Here is a 13,359-nt window from a genome sequence, read left to right as displayed (position 1 = left end):
TCCGTCAGTATGAAGCGATCCATATGGTCTTTGAAACACATCATGGCCCTTTAGAAAACTCAATTCCCAACAGCCCCCAGAAAGGCGGCATTCTTTTTGAAGCTTTTTGAAAAAAGCTTCACCAAAAACTTCTGATAGTTTGCAAGGAGTCGCCTTGGCAGGGTTTTTACACAATCCCGCATCCAGCATGGCGGAACCGCTGGCGCTGTATGTGCACTGGCCGTTCTGCCTGTCCAAATGCCCGTACTGCGATTTCAACAGCCATGTGCGCGATGAAATCCCCCGTGCGCGCTTTGGCGCGGCCCTGCGGCGCGAACTGGCGCATGAGGCTGCGCGCATGGGCGACAGCCGGAGCGAACGCCCGACCATAAGCTCCATTTTCTTTGGTGGTGGCACGCCGTCGCTCATGGCGCCCGAAACGGTGGCCGGGCTGATTGGGGATGCCCGCGCCCTGTTCGGCCTGACGGACAATGTCGAAATCACGCTGGAGGCCAACCCCACCAGCGTGGAAACCGGCAGGCTGCGCGCCTTCCGTGATGCGGGGATCAACCGCATTTCCGTCGGTATCCAGAGCCTTGATGCCGAAGCCCTGCGCTTTCTGGGTCGCGAGCATGACGCATCACAGGCCATTGCCGCACTGGAGACGGCGCGCAGCCTGTTCGACCGGATATCATTCGACCTGATCTACGCCCGCCCCGGGCAGGATGAAGCCGCATGGCGCACGGAGCTGGAGGCGGCGCTGTCGCTGGTGTCTGATCACCTGTCACTGTACCAGCTGACCATTGAACCCGGCACGAAATTTGAAAGCCTGTACCGTCAGGGCCGCTTCCGCCTGCCGGATGGGGATGACGCGGCCCGGCTGTATGAACTGACGGCTGAAATAGCCGGTCACCACGGGCTGCTGGGGTACGAAATATCCAATTACGCCCGCCCCGGTGCTGAAAGCCGCCATAACCTGACCTACTGGCGGTATGGTGACTATCTGGGCATTGGTCCGGGCGCGCATGGGCGATTGACCCGTAACGGCGTAACCTGTGCGACGCGCCGCCACCGCGCACCCGAACCGTGGGCGGAACGGGTGGAGCACACCGGCACCGGCGCCCATGCGGAAGAACGGCTGGATAACCGCGACCGGGCACGCGAAATGCTGCTGATGGGGTTACGTCTGGCAGAGGGGATTTCCACCACGCGGTTTACCCGCCGCACCGGCATGACGGTGCGCGACGCGACCGATGCCGACATCATGACGGCTGCGATCGAGGAAGGCTATCTGGTCACTGATCCCATCCAGCATACCCTGCGGGCCACGGAAGCGGGCAGGCTTCGGCTGGAAAGCCTGCTGGCCGCGCTGGTGCTTTAGCCATTTTGGCAATACGATGGCTTCCTGCCACCCGAAAGCCAATGGAGTACGCCGCGTGTTTTCATCCGCCCTTTCGCTGACCGCGCGGCTTGCCGCATGCGCCACGGCAATCGTGCTGGTCACCACCTCCGCCTTTGCCGCCCCGGCCCCCGCCACGACGGGGCCGGAACTGGTGATCGAGGATAATGATTTCCTTGGTCCGGGCGGGTCGGACCAGCTTTCCATCATTCCGCTGCTGGCCAACCCGCATGTACGCGTGCTGGGCTTCACGGTCGTAAGCGGGGATGGATGGGAAAACGCGGAATCGGCGCATCTGCGCCGCCTGCTGGAAATCATGGGCCGCACCGACGTACCGGTGGCTGATGGCGCGGTCTATCCGCTGGTCAACACACGCGCCGAAATGAAGCTGCATGAACAGCAGTATGGCAGCATTCCGTGGAAAGGCGCATGGGGTGCGCTCGGCCCGATCGACAAGGCCCCCGATACCCAGCCCGTCATTCCGGCCATGAAGGAAGGCGCCCCGCACCTGGCCCCCGTGGCGCAGAGTGCGGCGCAGTTCCTGATCGAGCAGGTGCATGCCCACCCGCATGAGGTCACGATTGTCGCAGCAGGTCCGCTGACCAACCTTGCGCTGGCGATCCGCCAGGACCCGACCTTTGCCGAAACGGCCAGACAGCTTGTCTTCATGGGCGGCATGCTGGACACCAGCATGATGTCCATTACCGGCAATGCGGATTTCGCCTCCGATTTCAACATGATCTTTGATCCCGAGGCCGCCCATATCACACTGACCGCGCCGTGGAAGCAGATTACCGTGGTGGGCAGCGTTTCCAACGACCTCATGCTGTCGAAACAGTATCTGGCGCGGCTGACGGAAAAGAAGACCGCGCTGACCGACTATATCGGGAAATATTACGATCCCCTGCCCATGTGGGATGAAATGACGACCGCCATCGCAGCCGACCCTTCGCTGGTGACATCAGCCGTGGACGCCCGCATGGATATCGACACCAGCCGTGGCCCGCATTACGGCCATGCCTTCGTCGTTCCCGATTCGCTTGCCCCGCATGACAGCCCCATCCGCACCATGCATATCGTGCGCAGCATCGATGCCGACCGCTTCCGTGACACCTTCGCACGGCAGGCGCAGATCGACCTGCCTCTTCAGGGCCACTGAGGGGCACGCACCGCATGCTGCACATGGTCAAGCTGGCGGTTGGCATCCAGTCCATCGAGGATCTGGCCGCGCGCCAGTCCCTCCAGACCCCGCCAGTCGATGATCTGGACGGCACCAGTGCTGCCGGCATGCCATGGTTCCGCACGCGCATGTATCCCCGCCGGGCTGCGGAAATACTCGATGGAGGATCGATCTACCGCGTAATCGCGGGGCGCATCCTGTGCCGCCAGCGCATTACCGCCATCCAGCCAGATACGCGTGAAGACGGCACGCCCTGCGCGCTGGTGGTCATGGCGCCCGACATCATTCCCGTCCAGCCCCGCGCCATGCGTCCCTTTCAGGGGTGGCGCTACCTGCGGCCCGAAGACGCGCCGGCCGACCTGCTGGCCAACAGCCATACGGGCGACGTGCTGCCCGAAGCCCTACGCAACGAACTGGCGGAACTGTGCCTGATCTGAACATGCCCTTAACCTTTCCCTCCCTCCGGGGCATGACGCGCCTTGGCCTGCTGGCGCTGACCGGCATCGGCCTCGCCGCCTGCGCCAGTTCAGGGAGTGGGGGAAGCAGGACATCCCATTACAACAGCTATTACCAGGGCAAGGCCGCCTATCGCGCGCCGGGTCCCGAGACAGACCCGTGGCAGCCCTACATTGCCGATGCCTCCACCCGTTTTTCCGTGCCGCAGGAATGGATTCGCGCCGTGATCCAGAAGGAATCCGGCGGCCATGAATATATCGACGGGCACCTGACCCGTTCGGCCAGCGGGGCAATCGGCCTCATGCAGCTCATGCCACCGACCTATGCCGACATGCAGCGCCGCAACCACCTTGGTTCCGACCCGTACAACCCGCATGACAACATCCTTGCGGGCACGGCCTATATCCGCATCCTGTACGGCCTGTATGGCGCGCCGGGGTTCCTTGCGGCCTATAACGCAGGCACGCAGCGGGTGAATGACTATCTTGAAAACGGGCGTCCCCTGCCCAGCCAGACGGTGCGCTACCTGCGCATCATTACCCCCAACCTTGGCAACGAAGTGGCACTGAGCGGACCACTGGCGGTCTATGGGGGCGCAGGCCAGCGGATTGCAGCCAACCCGCCAGCACTCGGCCCGGTCAATACCAAGATCCAGCCCGACCATACCTATATCCAGTACGCCACCCTCAACCCGCCCGCTCCCGTGCAGCACCGTACCGCCTGCGTGCAGGACGCCAACCTGGCGTATGACCCTTCCAACACCACATGCCATACCGATGCCCGCACCGCCGCCGCACCCGCGCCCAGCGCCGGGACCGGTTATGGCGCATGGATGGTGCAGGTCGGGGCCTTCACCGCCGAAGGGCAGGCCCGCTTCGCCACAACCATGGCACGACAGGGAGATTTCGCTGCCCTGCAGGGTGCGCGCAGCATGGTCATCCCGGTCAACAAGCCTGCTGGCGGCGTGATCTATCGCGCGCGCCTTGCCGGCCTGTCACAGGCAACGGCCACGCAGGCCTGCGCCACACTGAAAAACCAGGGGCTGCCCTGCGCCGTGATCCGGCCGGGACAGTAAGGGTACGCCCGAATCTAATTTATTGATGAAAAAGACAAAAGTTTTTGCCCCCTTTTCCCAAGGCGGTGTTCCTCGAAGTTTTTGAAAAAAGCTTCTCCAGAAACTTCTTAATTTTCAAACAGACGTCGCATCAGCGCAGGCCACCTTATCGCCTATTCAGCCGTTACAGCCGGGGCGGGCGTGCTGTCCAGCGCACCGGGCACATGCAGCGCGGGCAGGTGCAGCGTCGCATGCCGCATCATCATGACGGAAGACAGCCCGAGCGAAAGGGTATAATCCCCCGCCGCCACGGTCCAGTTACCACCCGCCGGGTTCCACTGCCCCACCAGCCGCAGGCTGACCGGCACGCTCAGCCGCACTGTATGGCCCGGGGCCACCATGACGCTGCGCCAGCCGGCAAGCCTGCGACCGGCACCGGGCAGGTCATCGGGCATTTCCACATAAAGCTGCGGCACCGCGCGCACCGGCGCATCATCGGGATTGGTGACGGCGAAGCTTGCGATCATATGGTTCCCGTCACGCACGACACGCAGATCGCTTAACGTCAGGTGCCCATGCGTTGACAGGCCATAGCCAAACGGGAACAGCGGGATGACATGGGCGCGTGTGAATGCGCGATAATCAGCATCCGCCATGCCCGGCGGGTAGAATCCGCCCGTCAGCGTGACCGGCAGGTGACCGGAAAAATCCTGCTGTCCCGACAGCAGGGCCGCCAGCGGCTGGGCATATTCATCCCGCCACGCCCATGCCTGCACCACGCTGTCTACCGTATCCAGCCATGGCATCTGCCGGTCAGGGTCATCAGCCACCAGCACGACGGCGACATGGCCGCCCATTTCCGCCAGCGTGGAAATCATCCGGTTGTCGTCATTACCGTCACTCAGCACCAGCGTGCGCGCGGCCTGTGCGGTGGCGGGCGGCAGGGTACCCGGGGCGCCCGCCCCTTCCGTCGTGACGGACAACGTCACGTTCAGCCCCGTATGGCGCAGCGCGTCCGCCAGTTTTTCAGCAGCCGGGCGCAGCGCGGGACGGACCAGCATCAGGACAGGTCCCCAGGCGGGATCAAACGGCACGACCCTGTTTTCATTCTGCAGCAGGACCGCGCCCTGTGCCTCCACATCCGCCATCAGCGTATCGGCGGATGTGGACTGCGCTCCATTATGCACACTGGCGAAAGAGGGGGGATGTTCGAGACTGCCCGACATGTAGAACGAGGCGAGGATATGCATGACCATGGCCTGTACCTGCGCCGGTTTCACGCTGCCATCGCGCACCGCCTGCCGCAGGGCGGCGCCGAAGACATCATGACTGCCCTCGTCCTGTGCCACCTGTTCCATATCCACCCCCGCCGCCACGGCGGCCAGCGTGGGGGCGATATCCGCATCCCTGATCATGCCGGCCCCACCGGGCGGCGTCATGACCATACCGGGAAAACGCCATGCATCATGCACCATGGCCCCAAGCCCGGTTACGGTCTGGCATGGTGCCAGGCCACCGCACAATATTGCGCCCCCATGGGCGGTTTCCAGCGCCATGGCGACGCCAAGCAGGCTCTGTGATGCAAGGCGGGCCACGGACACCTGCGTCGTGCGGTCGGGCACGGCGCCATCAGCACGGGCATGTTCTTCCCTGGCAACCGAACCGAAAACCGGCAGGACATGCCCCGCCAGCAGTCCCGCGCCGATCATGCCCACCATGCTACCGGCCAGGACCTGGTCCTCGCCTGCCTGCAGGCGTCCTGATGGCAGAAGGTCAACACCGCCAACGCGCAGCACCGCACGCGCCTGCTGCCATTCAGACCTTGCCCGTGCGCTGCCCGCACGGCGGGCGAGGTCGGGATCCCATGTCGCGGCCAGCGCCAGCCATGGCAATGGCGGGAGGGAAGCGCCAGCGGCGGGCGCGGCAGATGCTGCAAAATCAGGCATCCGCAGTACCGGCAGTCCCAGCCGGGGTACGCCCGGCCATGCCAGCAGGTCAGCAGTCCCCCCCGTCCCGGGTGCCGGGGCGGGACGGGCCTGCACCACCGCCTGCTGTTCCGCAGGTTGCATACGTCCCGCCATGTCCGCCGCGTGGGACGCCCCCGTGCCACCACCCGCCACCGCGGCCGCGTGGGACTGCATGATGTATGGCGGCAGAAAAACAGCACCCATGCACAGGGTGGCGACGTACCATTTGGCTGAATGTCTCAATTCATGTCCCATTGCTGTTGAAAGATGACGCCATTTTTGCGCCTGTGGGCACGGATTGTCACGCAACGCAGGGTAAAGTGGCCGTGCGACTTGGCGGGACAGGCGGGGCAGGATATGAAGAACGGATAACGCGACAGGCCAGAACGTACCCTGCCCGGCATGGCCGGCAGTTCAGGCGCATGGCTGGATTACCACATGCGGGGGCCATCCCCGGCGTCCATAGAGGCATCATGACCCTTCGTCCGCCCAGTTTTGCCCCTCCCGCCGCCCTTTCGGGCCACCACCTGCTGCCACGCGCGGCAGCCCCTGCACTTCTGGCCATAAGCCTGCTGGCGGGCTGTGGCAGCGCGCCACAGCACGACAAAAGCGGGCTGGCCATTCCCCAGAATCGCCTGCTGAAAGAAGACCGGGGCGCCAATGGCGGCTCAACCCCGCTGGAAAGCAACGGGGTCAATGCCTTCCTGTGGCGTGGTGCGCTGGATACGCTGTCCTTCATGCCCTTCGCTTCCGCCGATGCGGTGGCGGGCGTGATCCTGACGGACTGGTACACGCCGCCCGCGACCAAGGATGAACGGTTCAAGATCACCTGCTTCATCCTGTCGCGCAGCCTGCGTTCGGACGCGGTGCGCGTATCGGTGTTCCGTCAGGTGTTTCAGGACAACCAGTGGGTCGATACCCCGGTCGCGGCCAATACCGTATCCGACATCACCGCGCGTATCCTGACACGCGCGCGCCAGTTGCGCACCGATAGCGGGCAGCACTAATCCCCTGCCCGGCCTGTTGCCGATCCACCGGGTAGCGCGTGCGCGCAACCCGCACCTTTCCGGCGGGGATATCCCTGCCCACCGCATACCGAACCAGAAGAAGATGACCGAAACCAGCACCCCACCGGACAGCGCCACCCCCGCCTATGACTTCCACACGGCTGAACCACAGTGGCAGGAACGCTGGGCCTCGTCAGGCATCTTCAATGTCCCCGACGTCCCCCCTGCCGACCGGCCCAAATACTATGTACTGGAAATGTTCCCGTACCCGTCGGGTCAGCTGCATATGGGTCATGTGCGCAACTACACGCTGGGTGACGTGGTGGCGCGTTACAAACGTGCGCGGGGTTTCAGCGTGCTGCACCCGATGGGCTGGGATGCCTTCGGCCTGCCGGCGGAAAACGCAGCGCGCGAACGCGGTGTGCATCCGGGTCAGTGGACGATGGACAACATCGCCGCCATGCGCGCGACGCTCAAGCGGCTGGGCTTTTCATTCAACTGGGACCGTGAAATCGCAACCTGCCTGCCGGAATATTATGGCAAGCAGCAGAAGCTGTTCCTCGACATGCTCAGGGGCGGACTGGTTGAACGGCGCGAAAGCTGGGTCAACTGGGACCCTGTGGACAACACCGTTCTGGCAAACGAACAGGTGGTCGATGGGCGCGGCTGGCGTTCAGGTGCGCTGATCGAACAGAAGAAGCTGTCGCAGTGGTTCCTCAAGATCACGAAATTCGCCCCGCAACTGCTTGATGGCCTGTCCACCCTGCCGCGCTGGCCCGAACGCGTGCGCACCATGCAGGAACGCTGGATTGGCCGGTCCGAAGGGGCGAAGGTCCGTTTCAGCCTGCATGAACCACCCGCCGGTTTCGATACCGATCTTGATTCGGTCGAGGTGTTCACCACCCGTCCCGATACGCTGTTCGGCATGTCCTTCCTTGCCATTGCTGCCGATCATCCGCTGGCGGCCAGGGTTGCGGCGAAAAACGCGGCAGCAGGGGAATTCATTGCCGAATGCCAGCGTCTGGGCACGTCGGAAGAAGCGATCGAAACAGCGGAAAAGCGCGGCTTCGATACCGGCCTGCGGGTCAGCCACCCGTTCATGCCCGATAAGTCCTTCCCGGTCTGGATCGCGAATTTCGTGCTGATGGATTACGGCACGGGGGCGGTATTCGGCTGCCCGTGCGGCGACCAGCGCGACCTTGATTTTGCGCGCAAGTACAACCTGCCCGTCACCCCCGTCATCCTGCCGTCAGGGGCGGACGCCGCCACCTTCACCATGGCTGACAAGGCATGTGACGGGCACGGCACGCTGTTCAATTCCGGTTTCCTTGACGGTCTGGACACCGAAGCCGCGAAAAAGGAGGCGATTACCCGGCTGGAAGGCATGGGAATCGGTCAGGGCGTCATCAACTGGCGGCTGCGTGACTGGGGCATTTCGCGCCAGCGTTACTGGGGTTGCCCCATTCCCGTCATCCATTGCACGGATTGCGGCGCACAGCCCGTGCCTGATGACCAGCTTCCGGTCAAACTGCCCGAGGACGTGACGTTTGAACGTCCCGGCAACCCGCTGGCCCACCACCCGACATGGAAACATGTGAACTGCCCCAAATGTGGCAAGCCTGCCGAACGCGAAACCGATACCTGCGACACCTTTGTTGACAGTTCATGGTATTTCGCCCGCTTTACCGCGCCGCATGCTGCGACACCTACCGTGCCTGCCGCAGCCGATGGCTGGCTGCCGGTAGACCAGTATATCGGCGGGATCGAACATGCGATCCTGCACCTGCTCTATGCCCGCTTCTTTACCCGCGCGATGCATGAAACAGGTCACCTGCATGTGGATGAACCCTTTAACGGGCTGTTCACGCAGGGCATGGTCAACCATGAAAGCTACCGCGACGCTGAAGGTAACTGGCTTTACCCCGAAGAAGTCGAGCGTCAGGCCGATGGGGCGGTGCGCCGCGACAATGGTGCACCGGTCACCATCGGGCGCGTGGAAAAGATGTCCAAGTCCAAGCGCAATACGGTGGCCCCCGTCGCCATCATCGAACGCTTTGGCGCGGATACGGCGCGGTGGTTCGTGCTGTCCGACAGCCCGCCGGAACGCGACATGGAATGGACGGAATCCGGCGTTGCCGCAGCCGCCCGCTTCCTGCAGCGCCTGTTCCGTATTGTCCGCACCGTGGCGGAACAGACCCAGCCGGGCGCGGCATGCCCCGCAACACTGTCCCGCAATGCCGATGCCCTGCGCCGCGTCACCCACCGCACCATTGCGGCGGTGACCGATGCGCTGGAAACCTTCAGTGTCAACGTGGCGGTCGCGCGCCTGCATGAACTGACCTCCGCCCTGGCCGAAGCGGAAAAGACGGCAGACGAGGATGGCATGGCCTTCGCCCGGCGCGAAGCCGCCACCACGCTGGCGCTGCTGAGCGCACCGATGGTGCCCCATCAGGCGGAAACGATGATGGCGCACCTTGAACCCGGCAGCCAGCCGGTGGTGGAACGCACCTGGCCGGTCGCCATTGCCGATCTGCTGAAGGCGAATGAACTGACCATTGCGGTACAGATCATGGGCAAGCTGCGCGGCACCATTGCCGTGGCGCCCGACCTGCCTGCGGACAAGGTAATTGCCATGGCGGAAGCCGAGCCGAATGTCGCGCGCCTGCTGGAAGGGGCACGGATCGTAAAACGCATCCACGTACCGGGCCGGATCGTCAACTTCGTGGTCGCGAAATAGTCCATGACCCGTCCTGTCCGTCATCCCGTCATTCTGGGCACCCTGCTGCTGCTGGCGGGGTGCGGCTTTTCGCCCATGTACAAGACGACGGGAAAGCATATCGGTGCGGATGGCAAACCCACCGTGACCGATGTGCTGGCGGAACTGAAGGAAGTGTACGTACCGGTCATCAAGGAACGGTACGGCCAGCAGTTGCGGCAGTTCCTGCAGCAGGACCTGAGCGGGGCGTCACCGGAAAATCCGACCCGCTATGCACTGCAGATCCGCACCTACCTCATGAACGAAGCCGTGGATATCCATGCGGACAATACCAGCGGCCGCACGCGTACAACCGCCTTCGCCCACTGGCAGCTTTACCTGCTGGGGGATACGCCGCGCCTGCTGGCGGGGGGGGACGCGTCAGTTGTGGATGGGGTGAACAATACATATGAACAGTATTTCGCCCTGACGCTGAACCTGGAAACCGTGCGCACCCGTGTGGCCAAGAACATGGCCGATCAGGTGACGCAGCAGGTTGCGACATGGTTCCGTACCCATGCCACCCCGGCGGTGGATGAAACGGCGAATGGCCAGAACCAGCCACGCTATGTCGATCCCAACAGCATCATCAATCCCAATAACCAGATGCCGTCCCAGCAGCCTGGGGCGGATGGCCTGCCAGCACTGGCGACAGGCCGGACAGATTCCCAGCTGAATGAGGAAAACAACGAAGGCAACAGCCTGACCACCGAAAGCGGGCCGATGGACAACATACCGCAATCCACCTCGGGTAGTGGCCAGGGCGGTTCGCGGTCCGGCGCCACGTCACCGGATAGCGATACCGTCCCCGGTTCGGGCATCAGCATAGGCGGTGGAGACTAGATCCGATGAAGGTCGATGCCCGCAGCACCAATGCAACCCTGCAGGCACCGGGGACGCTGCGGGCCATCATCCTGCATGGGGAAGACGCGGGCCTGATCCGTGAACGGGCCACGACAGCGGCGAAAGCGGTCTGTCCCGACCTGCAGGATCCCTTCCGCGTCGCCATTCTGGGCCGTGAGGACCATGACCGGCTGGAGGAAGAAACAACCGCTCTCGCCCTGACGGGGGGGCGGCGGGTGGTCTGGCTGCGTGAAGCGGGCGACAGTGTGCTGGCGGCATTGCAGCGCAGCCTGACCCGGTCATCCGATACGCTAATCATCATGGAAGCCCCGGGGCTTGCCTCGCGCTCCAGACTGCGCGTCTTTGCAGAAAAGGACAGGCAATGCGGGGTTATTGGCTGTTACCCAGAAGAAGGACGGGCGCTGGAAGCCGCCATCCGGCAGATGCTGTCGGCGCAGGAGGTCGGTATCGACCCCGATGCGCTGGGGTGGATGGTGGAACGCGCGGGCCCGGACCGCGCGGCGACACGTAGCGAGGTAGAAAAACTGGCCCTGTTCGCGGGTAGGGGTGGCAGGCTGGGGCTGGAGGATGTGCGTGCCTGCGTTGGGGACGCGGCAGGCGTATCACTGGAAGATGCCGCCTTTGCCGCCATGGCGGGGGACCGCAGGGGGGCGGATGCCGCAGCCGAACGCGCGCTGACCACCGATGGCAGCAGCCCCATCGCCCTGACGCGCGTGCTGCTGTCGCACATACACCGGCTACGCCGGGCACGACTTGCAATGGATGGGGGGGCCAGCCGGGCGGATGCCATGCGGCAGTTGCGTCCCCCCGTATTCTTCAAACGCACCGACAGCTTCGGGCAGGCCATGACGATATGGTCGGCCAGCGCCCTGCTGCACGCAGCCGAAGAAACACAGGCGCTGGAACTGGCCTGCAAACAGACCGGCAGCCCCGATATCGTACTCTGCCTGCGCCATGTCGCCCGCCTGTGCGCACAGGCGCAGCAGATGCGCAGGCGACATTGAGGAACGAAAATATTCCCTTCCTGTTCGTGAAACATCTTGCCGCGTTGCACGGCCTCGTTTAGAAAAATCGGGTGTGTCCGCGTAGCTCAGCCGGATAGAGCACAGGATTCCTGGTTTGCAATTGGGCGTCACGACGGGAAACCACGTGGCGGATCTGCTCAAATTCGGGGAACGCTCTGGCAATTGCCGTGCCAATCCCGAGCCAAGGCCGGTTTTCCGGCAAGGTGTAGAGACTGGATGGGCAGCACCTGTCAACCGCATGCGGTTTATGGTGAAGGGACAGTCCAGACCACGAACGCCATACCCCTATGGCGGCGGTGAAAGCCGAAGTGGTATGAATCCTGGGGCCGTGGGTTCGAATCCCGCCGCGGACACCAACATACACTCCCAAACCGTTCCAGTTGGTCCCGAAACTGGCTTTGATCTGCCATTTTTTCATGTTTCGAGTCCTGTCCGCCCTCCCCAATCCGCGTCATCTGGAGGGATCGCCTGGGGCTCCGGTTTGGAAAGTGGGGGGATATAGCTGTCTTCAGCCCTGCACGGCTTCCGGTCGTCCTGCTTGACGATCATGAATGAACGAAGACCGTCTGACAGACCAATGATCGATATGATGCTGACCCATTCTTCGCGAGACAGGGTCGAAGCGAGTTATAGCCGCGCCCAACATTTTGCAGCACGGCGCGTTATCGCCCGGTAGTGGACTGACCTCTTTCTTGAAGGCTTCAGAGCTGCGGGCGAAGTGCCAGTCGGTAGAACTTCCATCCAGGCTATCAGGTCGCTGGAACGTCAACGAACACTGGCTACCTGGCCGAACGGATGCCGGGAAAGTGCCTTCCTTGATGCGTCGATAAACGGTTGTCCGCGCGATTCCAGCTCTTTCCCGGGCCTGACGGAGCGTCAGCAGATGCCCGAAAGCTCCATCATCAAAAGTAAATGTGTTCATATTCCAGAAATAGTGTGCCGTCACAGAGTGTGTCCACGCATCTGGAAACTCCTGTGGAGAACCTTCTTCAAAAAACAGAAATGCTCTACATCGTGCCTTTCCTGCCTGCCCATCCGGCAAGGGTCGCCATGGCCGTATCAAGATCCCTCAGCGTCAGTTCCAGCGTTATGTCCCTGCCATGCAGCGCAGTGAACCGCAGGTGCGCGGTCTTGCCATGACCGAATTCCGCCAGGACCGCATCGGAAAGCGCGGGATGGTTCGCAATGCATTCCGCCCCCATGCAGGTCATCCATGACAGCGGGATCGCCACCCCACCATCCACCGCGATTGTCGCGGGCTTCCCAAGCGCCAGCCCCTGCGGCAGTTCCACCATCAGCGTATAAGGCCCGAGCGAGGATGCCCCCGCCGCGCGTTCCCGGCTGAATGTCACCGCACCCATCACGACCGGCTGTTTCCGCGCGTTCTGCGCAACCAGTCGCTGCTGTACGGTGCATAACGCCGGACCACTGGTGCCCCCATGTGGATACAGGCAGCGGGCAAGCCATGGGCCCGATGTCTGTGACAGGGTTTCCATGGCGGGTGCGGCTTTCACCCCGGTTTCCACCGGGGGTGCCGAAGGCGCCGCCGCCACGTTAGTTGACCCGGCATTTTTGCCCGAACGCGCCCGCTCGGCGTGGGCCACGCCCCAGCCCATCATCCCCGAGGCAAGGACAACGACCAGCGCGGTCGTTCTTTTCATGATTTTTCCCCA

General features: G+C 63.2%; 12 protein-coding genes. 8 read left to right on the top strand and 4 right to left on the bottom strand.

Going from position 1 to position 13,359, the window contains the following annotated elements; all coding sequences use genetic code 11:
- The first annotated feature begins 187 nt into the window (after nucleotides 1-187).
- The 4 genes from hemW to MSKU9_RS13975 all read left to right on the top strand — a co-directional run bounded on the left by hemW (nucleotide 188) and on the right by MSKU9_RS13975 (nucleotide 4,089).
- Nucleotides 188-1,360, top strand: a complete 1,173-nt coding sequence (gene hemW, locus MSKU9_RS13990; RefSeq protein ID WP_141262008.1) for a radical SAM family heme chaperone HemW — start codon at nucleotides 188-190, stop codon at nucleotides 1,358-1,360.
- Between the two features lie 109 nt (nucleotides 1,361-1,469).
- The gene (locus MSKU9_RS13985) at nucleotides 1,470-2,537 is read left to right on the top strand and encodes a nucleoside hydrolase (RefSeq protein ID WP_141262007.1); all 1,068 of its coding nucleotides are present in this window, start codon (nucleotides 1,470-1,472) and stop codon (nucleotides 2,535-2,537) included.
- A 14-nt stretch (nucleotides 2,538-2,551) separates the two neighbouring features.
- The gene (locus MSKU9_RS13980; RefSeq protein WP_141262001.1) at nucleotides 2,552-2,995 is read left to right on the top strand and encodes a DUF1489 family protein; all 444 of its coding nucleotides are present in this window, start codon (nucleotides 2,552-2,554) and stop codon (nucleotides 2,993-2,995) included.
- 32 nt (nucleotides 2,996-3,027) lie between these two features.
- A complete protein-coding gene (locus tag MSKU9_RS13975) occupies nucleotides 3,028-4,089 on the top strand; it encodes a lytic transglycosylase domain-containing protein (protein ID WP_141262006.1) in 1,062 nt (353 codons plus the stop codon).
- A gap of 152 nt (nucleotides 4,090-4,241) precedes the next feature.
- Here MSKU9_RS13975 and MSKU9_RS13970 read toward each other — a convergent pair whose 3' ends face one another.
- Entirely contained in the window at nucleotides 4,242-6,278 is a 2,037-nt protein-coding gene (locus tag MSKU9_RS13970; protein ID WP_141262000.1) for a glycoside hydrolase family 3 protein, read from the bottom strand.
- A 230-nt stretch (nucleotides 6,279-6,508) separates the two neighbouring features.
- Between MSKU9_RS13970 and MSKU9_RS13965 the strand changes: the two genes are divergently transcribed.
- The 4 genes from MSKU9_RS13965 to holA all read left to right on the top strand — a co-directional run bounded on the left by MSKU9_RS13965 (nucleotide 6,509) and on the right by holA (nucleotide 11,665).
- Nucleotides 6,509-7,042: a DUF3576 domain-containing protein gene (locus MSKU9_RS13965; RefSeq protein ID WP_141261999.1), complete on the top strand. Its 534-nt coding sequence runs from the start codon at nucleotides 6,509-6,511 to the stop codon at nucleotides 7,040-7,042.
- 103 nt (nucleotides 7,043-7,145) lie between these two features.
- Nucleotides 7,146-9,779, top strand: a complete 2,634-nt coding sequence (gene leuS / locus MSKU9_RS13960; RefSeq protein ID WP_141261998.1) for a leucine--tRNA ligase — start codon at nucleotides 7,146-7,148, stop codon at nucleotides 9,777-9,779.
- Nucleotides 9,780-9,782: 3 nt separating this feature from the next.
- On the top strand, nucleotides 9,783-10,640 hold the full coding sequence (locus MSKU9_RS13955; protein WP_141261997.1) for a hypothetical protein: 858 nt from the start codon (nucleotides 9,783-9,785) through the stop codon (nucleotides 10,638-10,640).
- A 5-nt stretch (nucleotides 10,641-10,645) separates the two neighbouring features.
- Entirely contained in the window at nucleotides 10,646-11,665 is a 1,020-nt protein-coding gene (holA, locus tag MSKU9_RS13950) for a DNA polymerase III subunit delta (RefSeq protein WP_141261996.1), read from the top strand.
- A gap of 58 nt (nucleotides 11,666-11,723) precedes the next feature.
- On the opposite strand, the gene MSKU9_RS13945 is transcribed toward holA, so the two are convergent.
- The 3 genes from MSKU9_RS13945 to MSKU9_RS13935 all read right to left on the bottom strand — a co-directional run bounded on the left by MSKU9_RS13945 (nucleotide 11,724) and on the right by MSKU9_RS13935 (nucleotide 13,347).
- On the bottom strand, nucleotides 11,724-12,104 hold the full coding sequence (locus MSKU9_RS13945) for a hypothetical protein (RefSeq protein WP_141261995.1): 381 nt from the start codon (nucleotides 12,102-12,104) through the stop codon (nucleotides 11,724-11,726).
- Nucleotides 12,105-12,194: 90 nt separating this feature from the next.
- A complete protein-coding gene (locus MSKU9_RS18950) occupies nucleotides 12,195-12,608 on the bottom strand; it encodes a helix-turn-helix transcriptional regulator (protein ID WP_141261994.1) in 414 nt (137 codons plus the stop codon).
- Between the two features lie 85 nt (nucleotides 12,609-12,693).
- The gene (locus MSKU9_RS13935) at nucleotides 12,694-13,347 is read right to left on the bottom strand and encodes an invasion associated locus B family protein (RefSeq protein ID WP_162515744.1); all 654 of its coding nucleotides are present in this window, start codon (nucleotides 13,345-13,347) and stop codon (nucleotides 12,694-12,696) included.
- Nucleotides 13,348-13,359: the final 12 nt, after the last annotated feature.

It is taken from the genome of Komagataeibacter diospyri (assembly GCF_006538165.1).
GTDB classification, from domain to species: domain Bacteria; phylum Pseudomonadota; class Alphaproteobacteria; order Acetobacterales; family Acetobacteraceae; genus Komagataeibacter; species Komagataeibacter diospyri.
The sequence above is the reverse complement of the archived record's forward strand: the minus strand, read 5'-3'. Positions and strand labels throughout refer to the sequence as shown.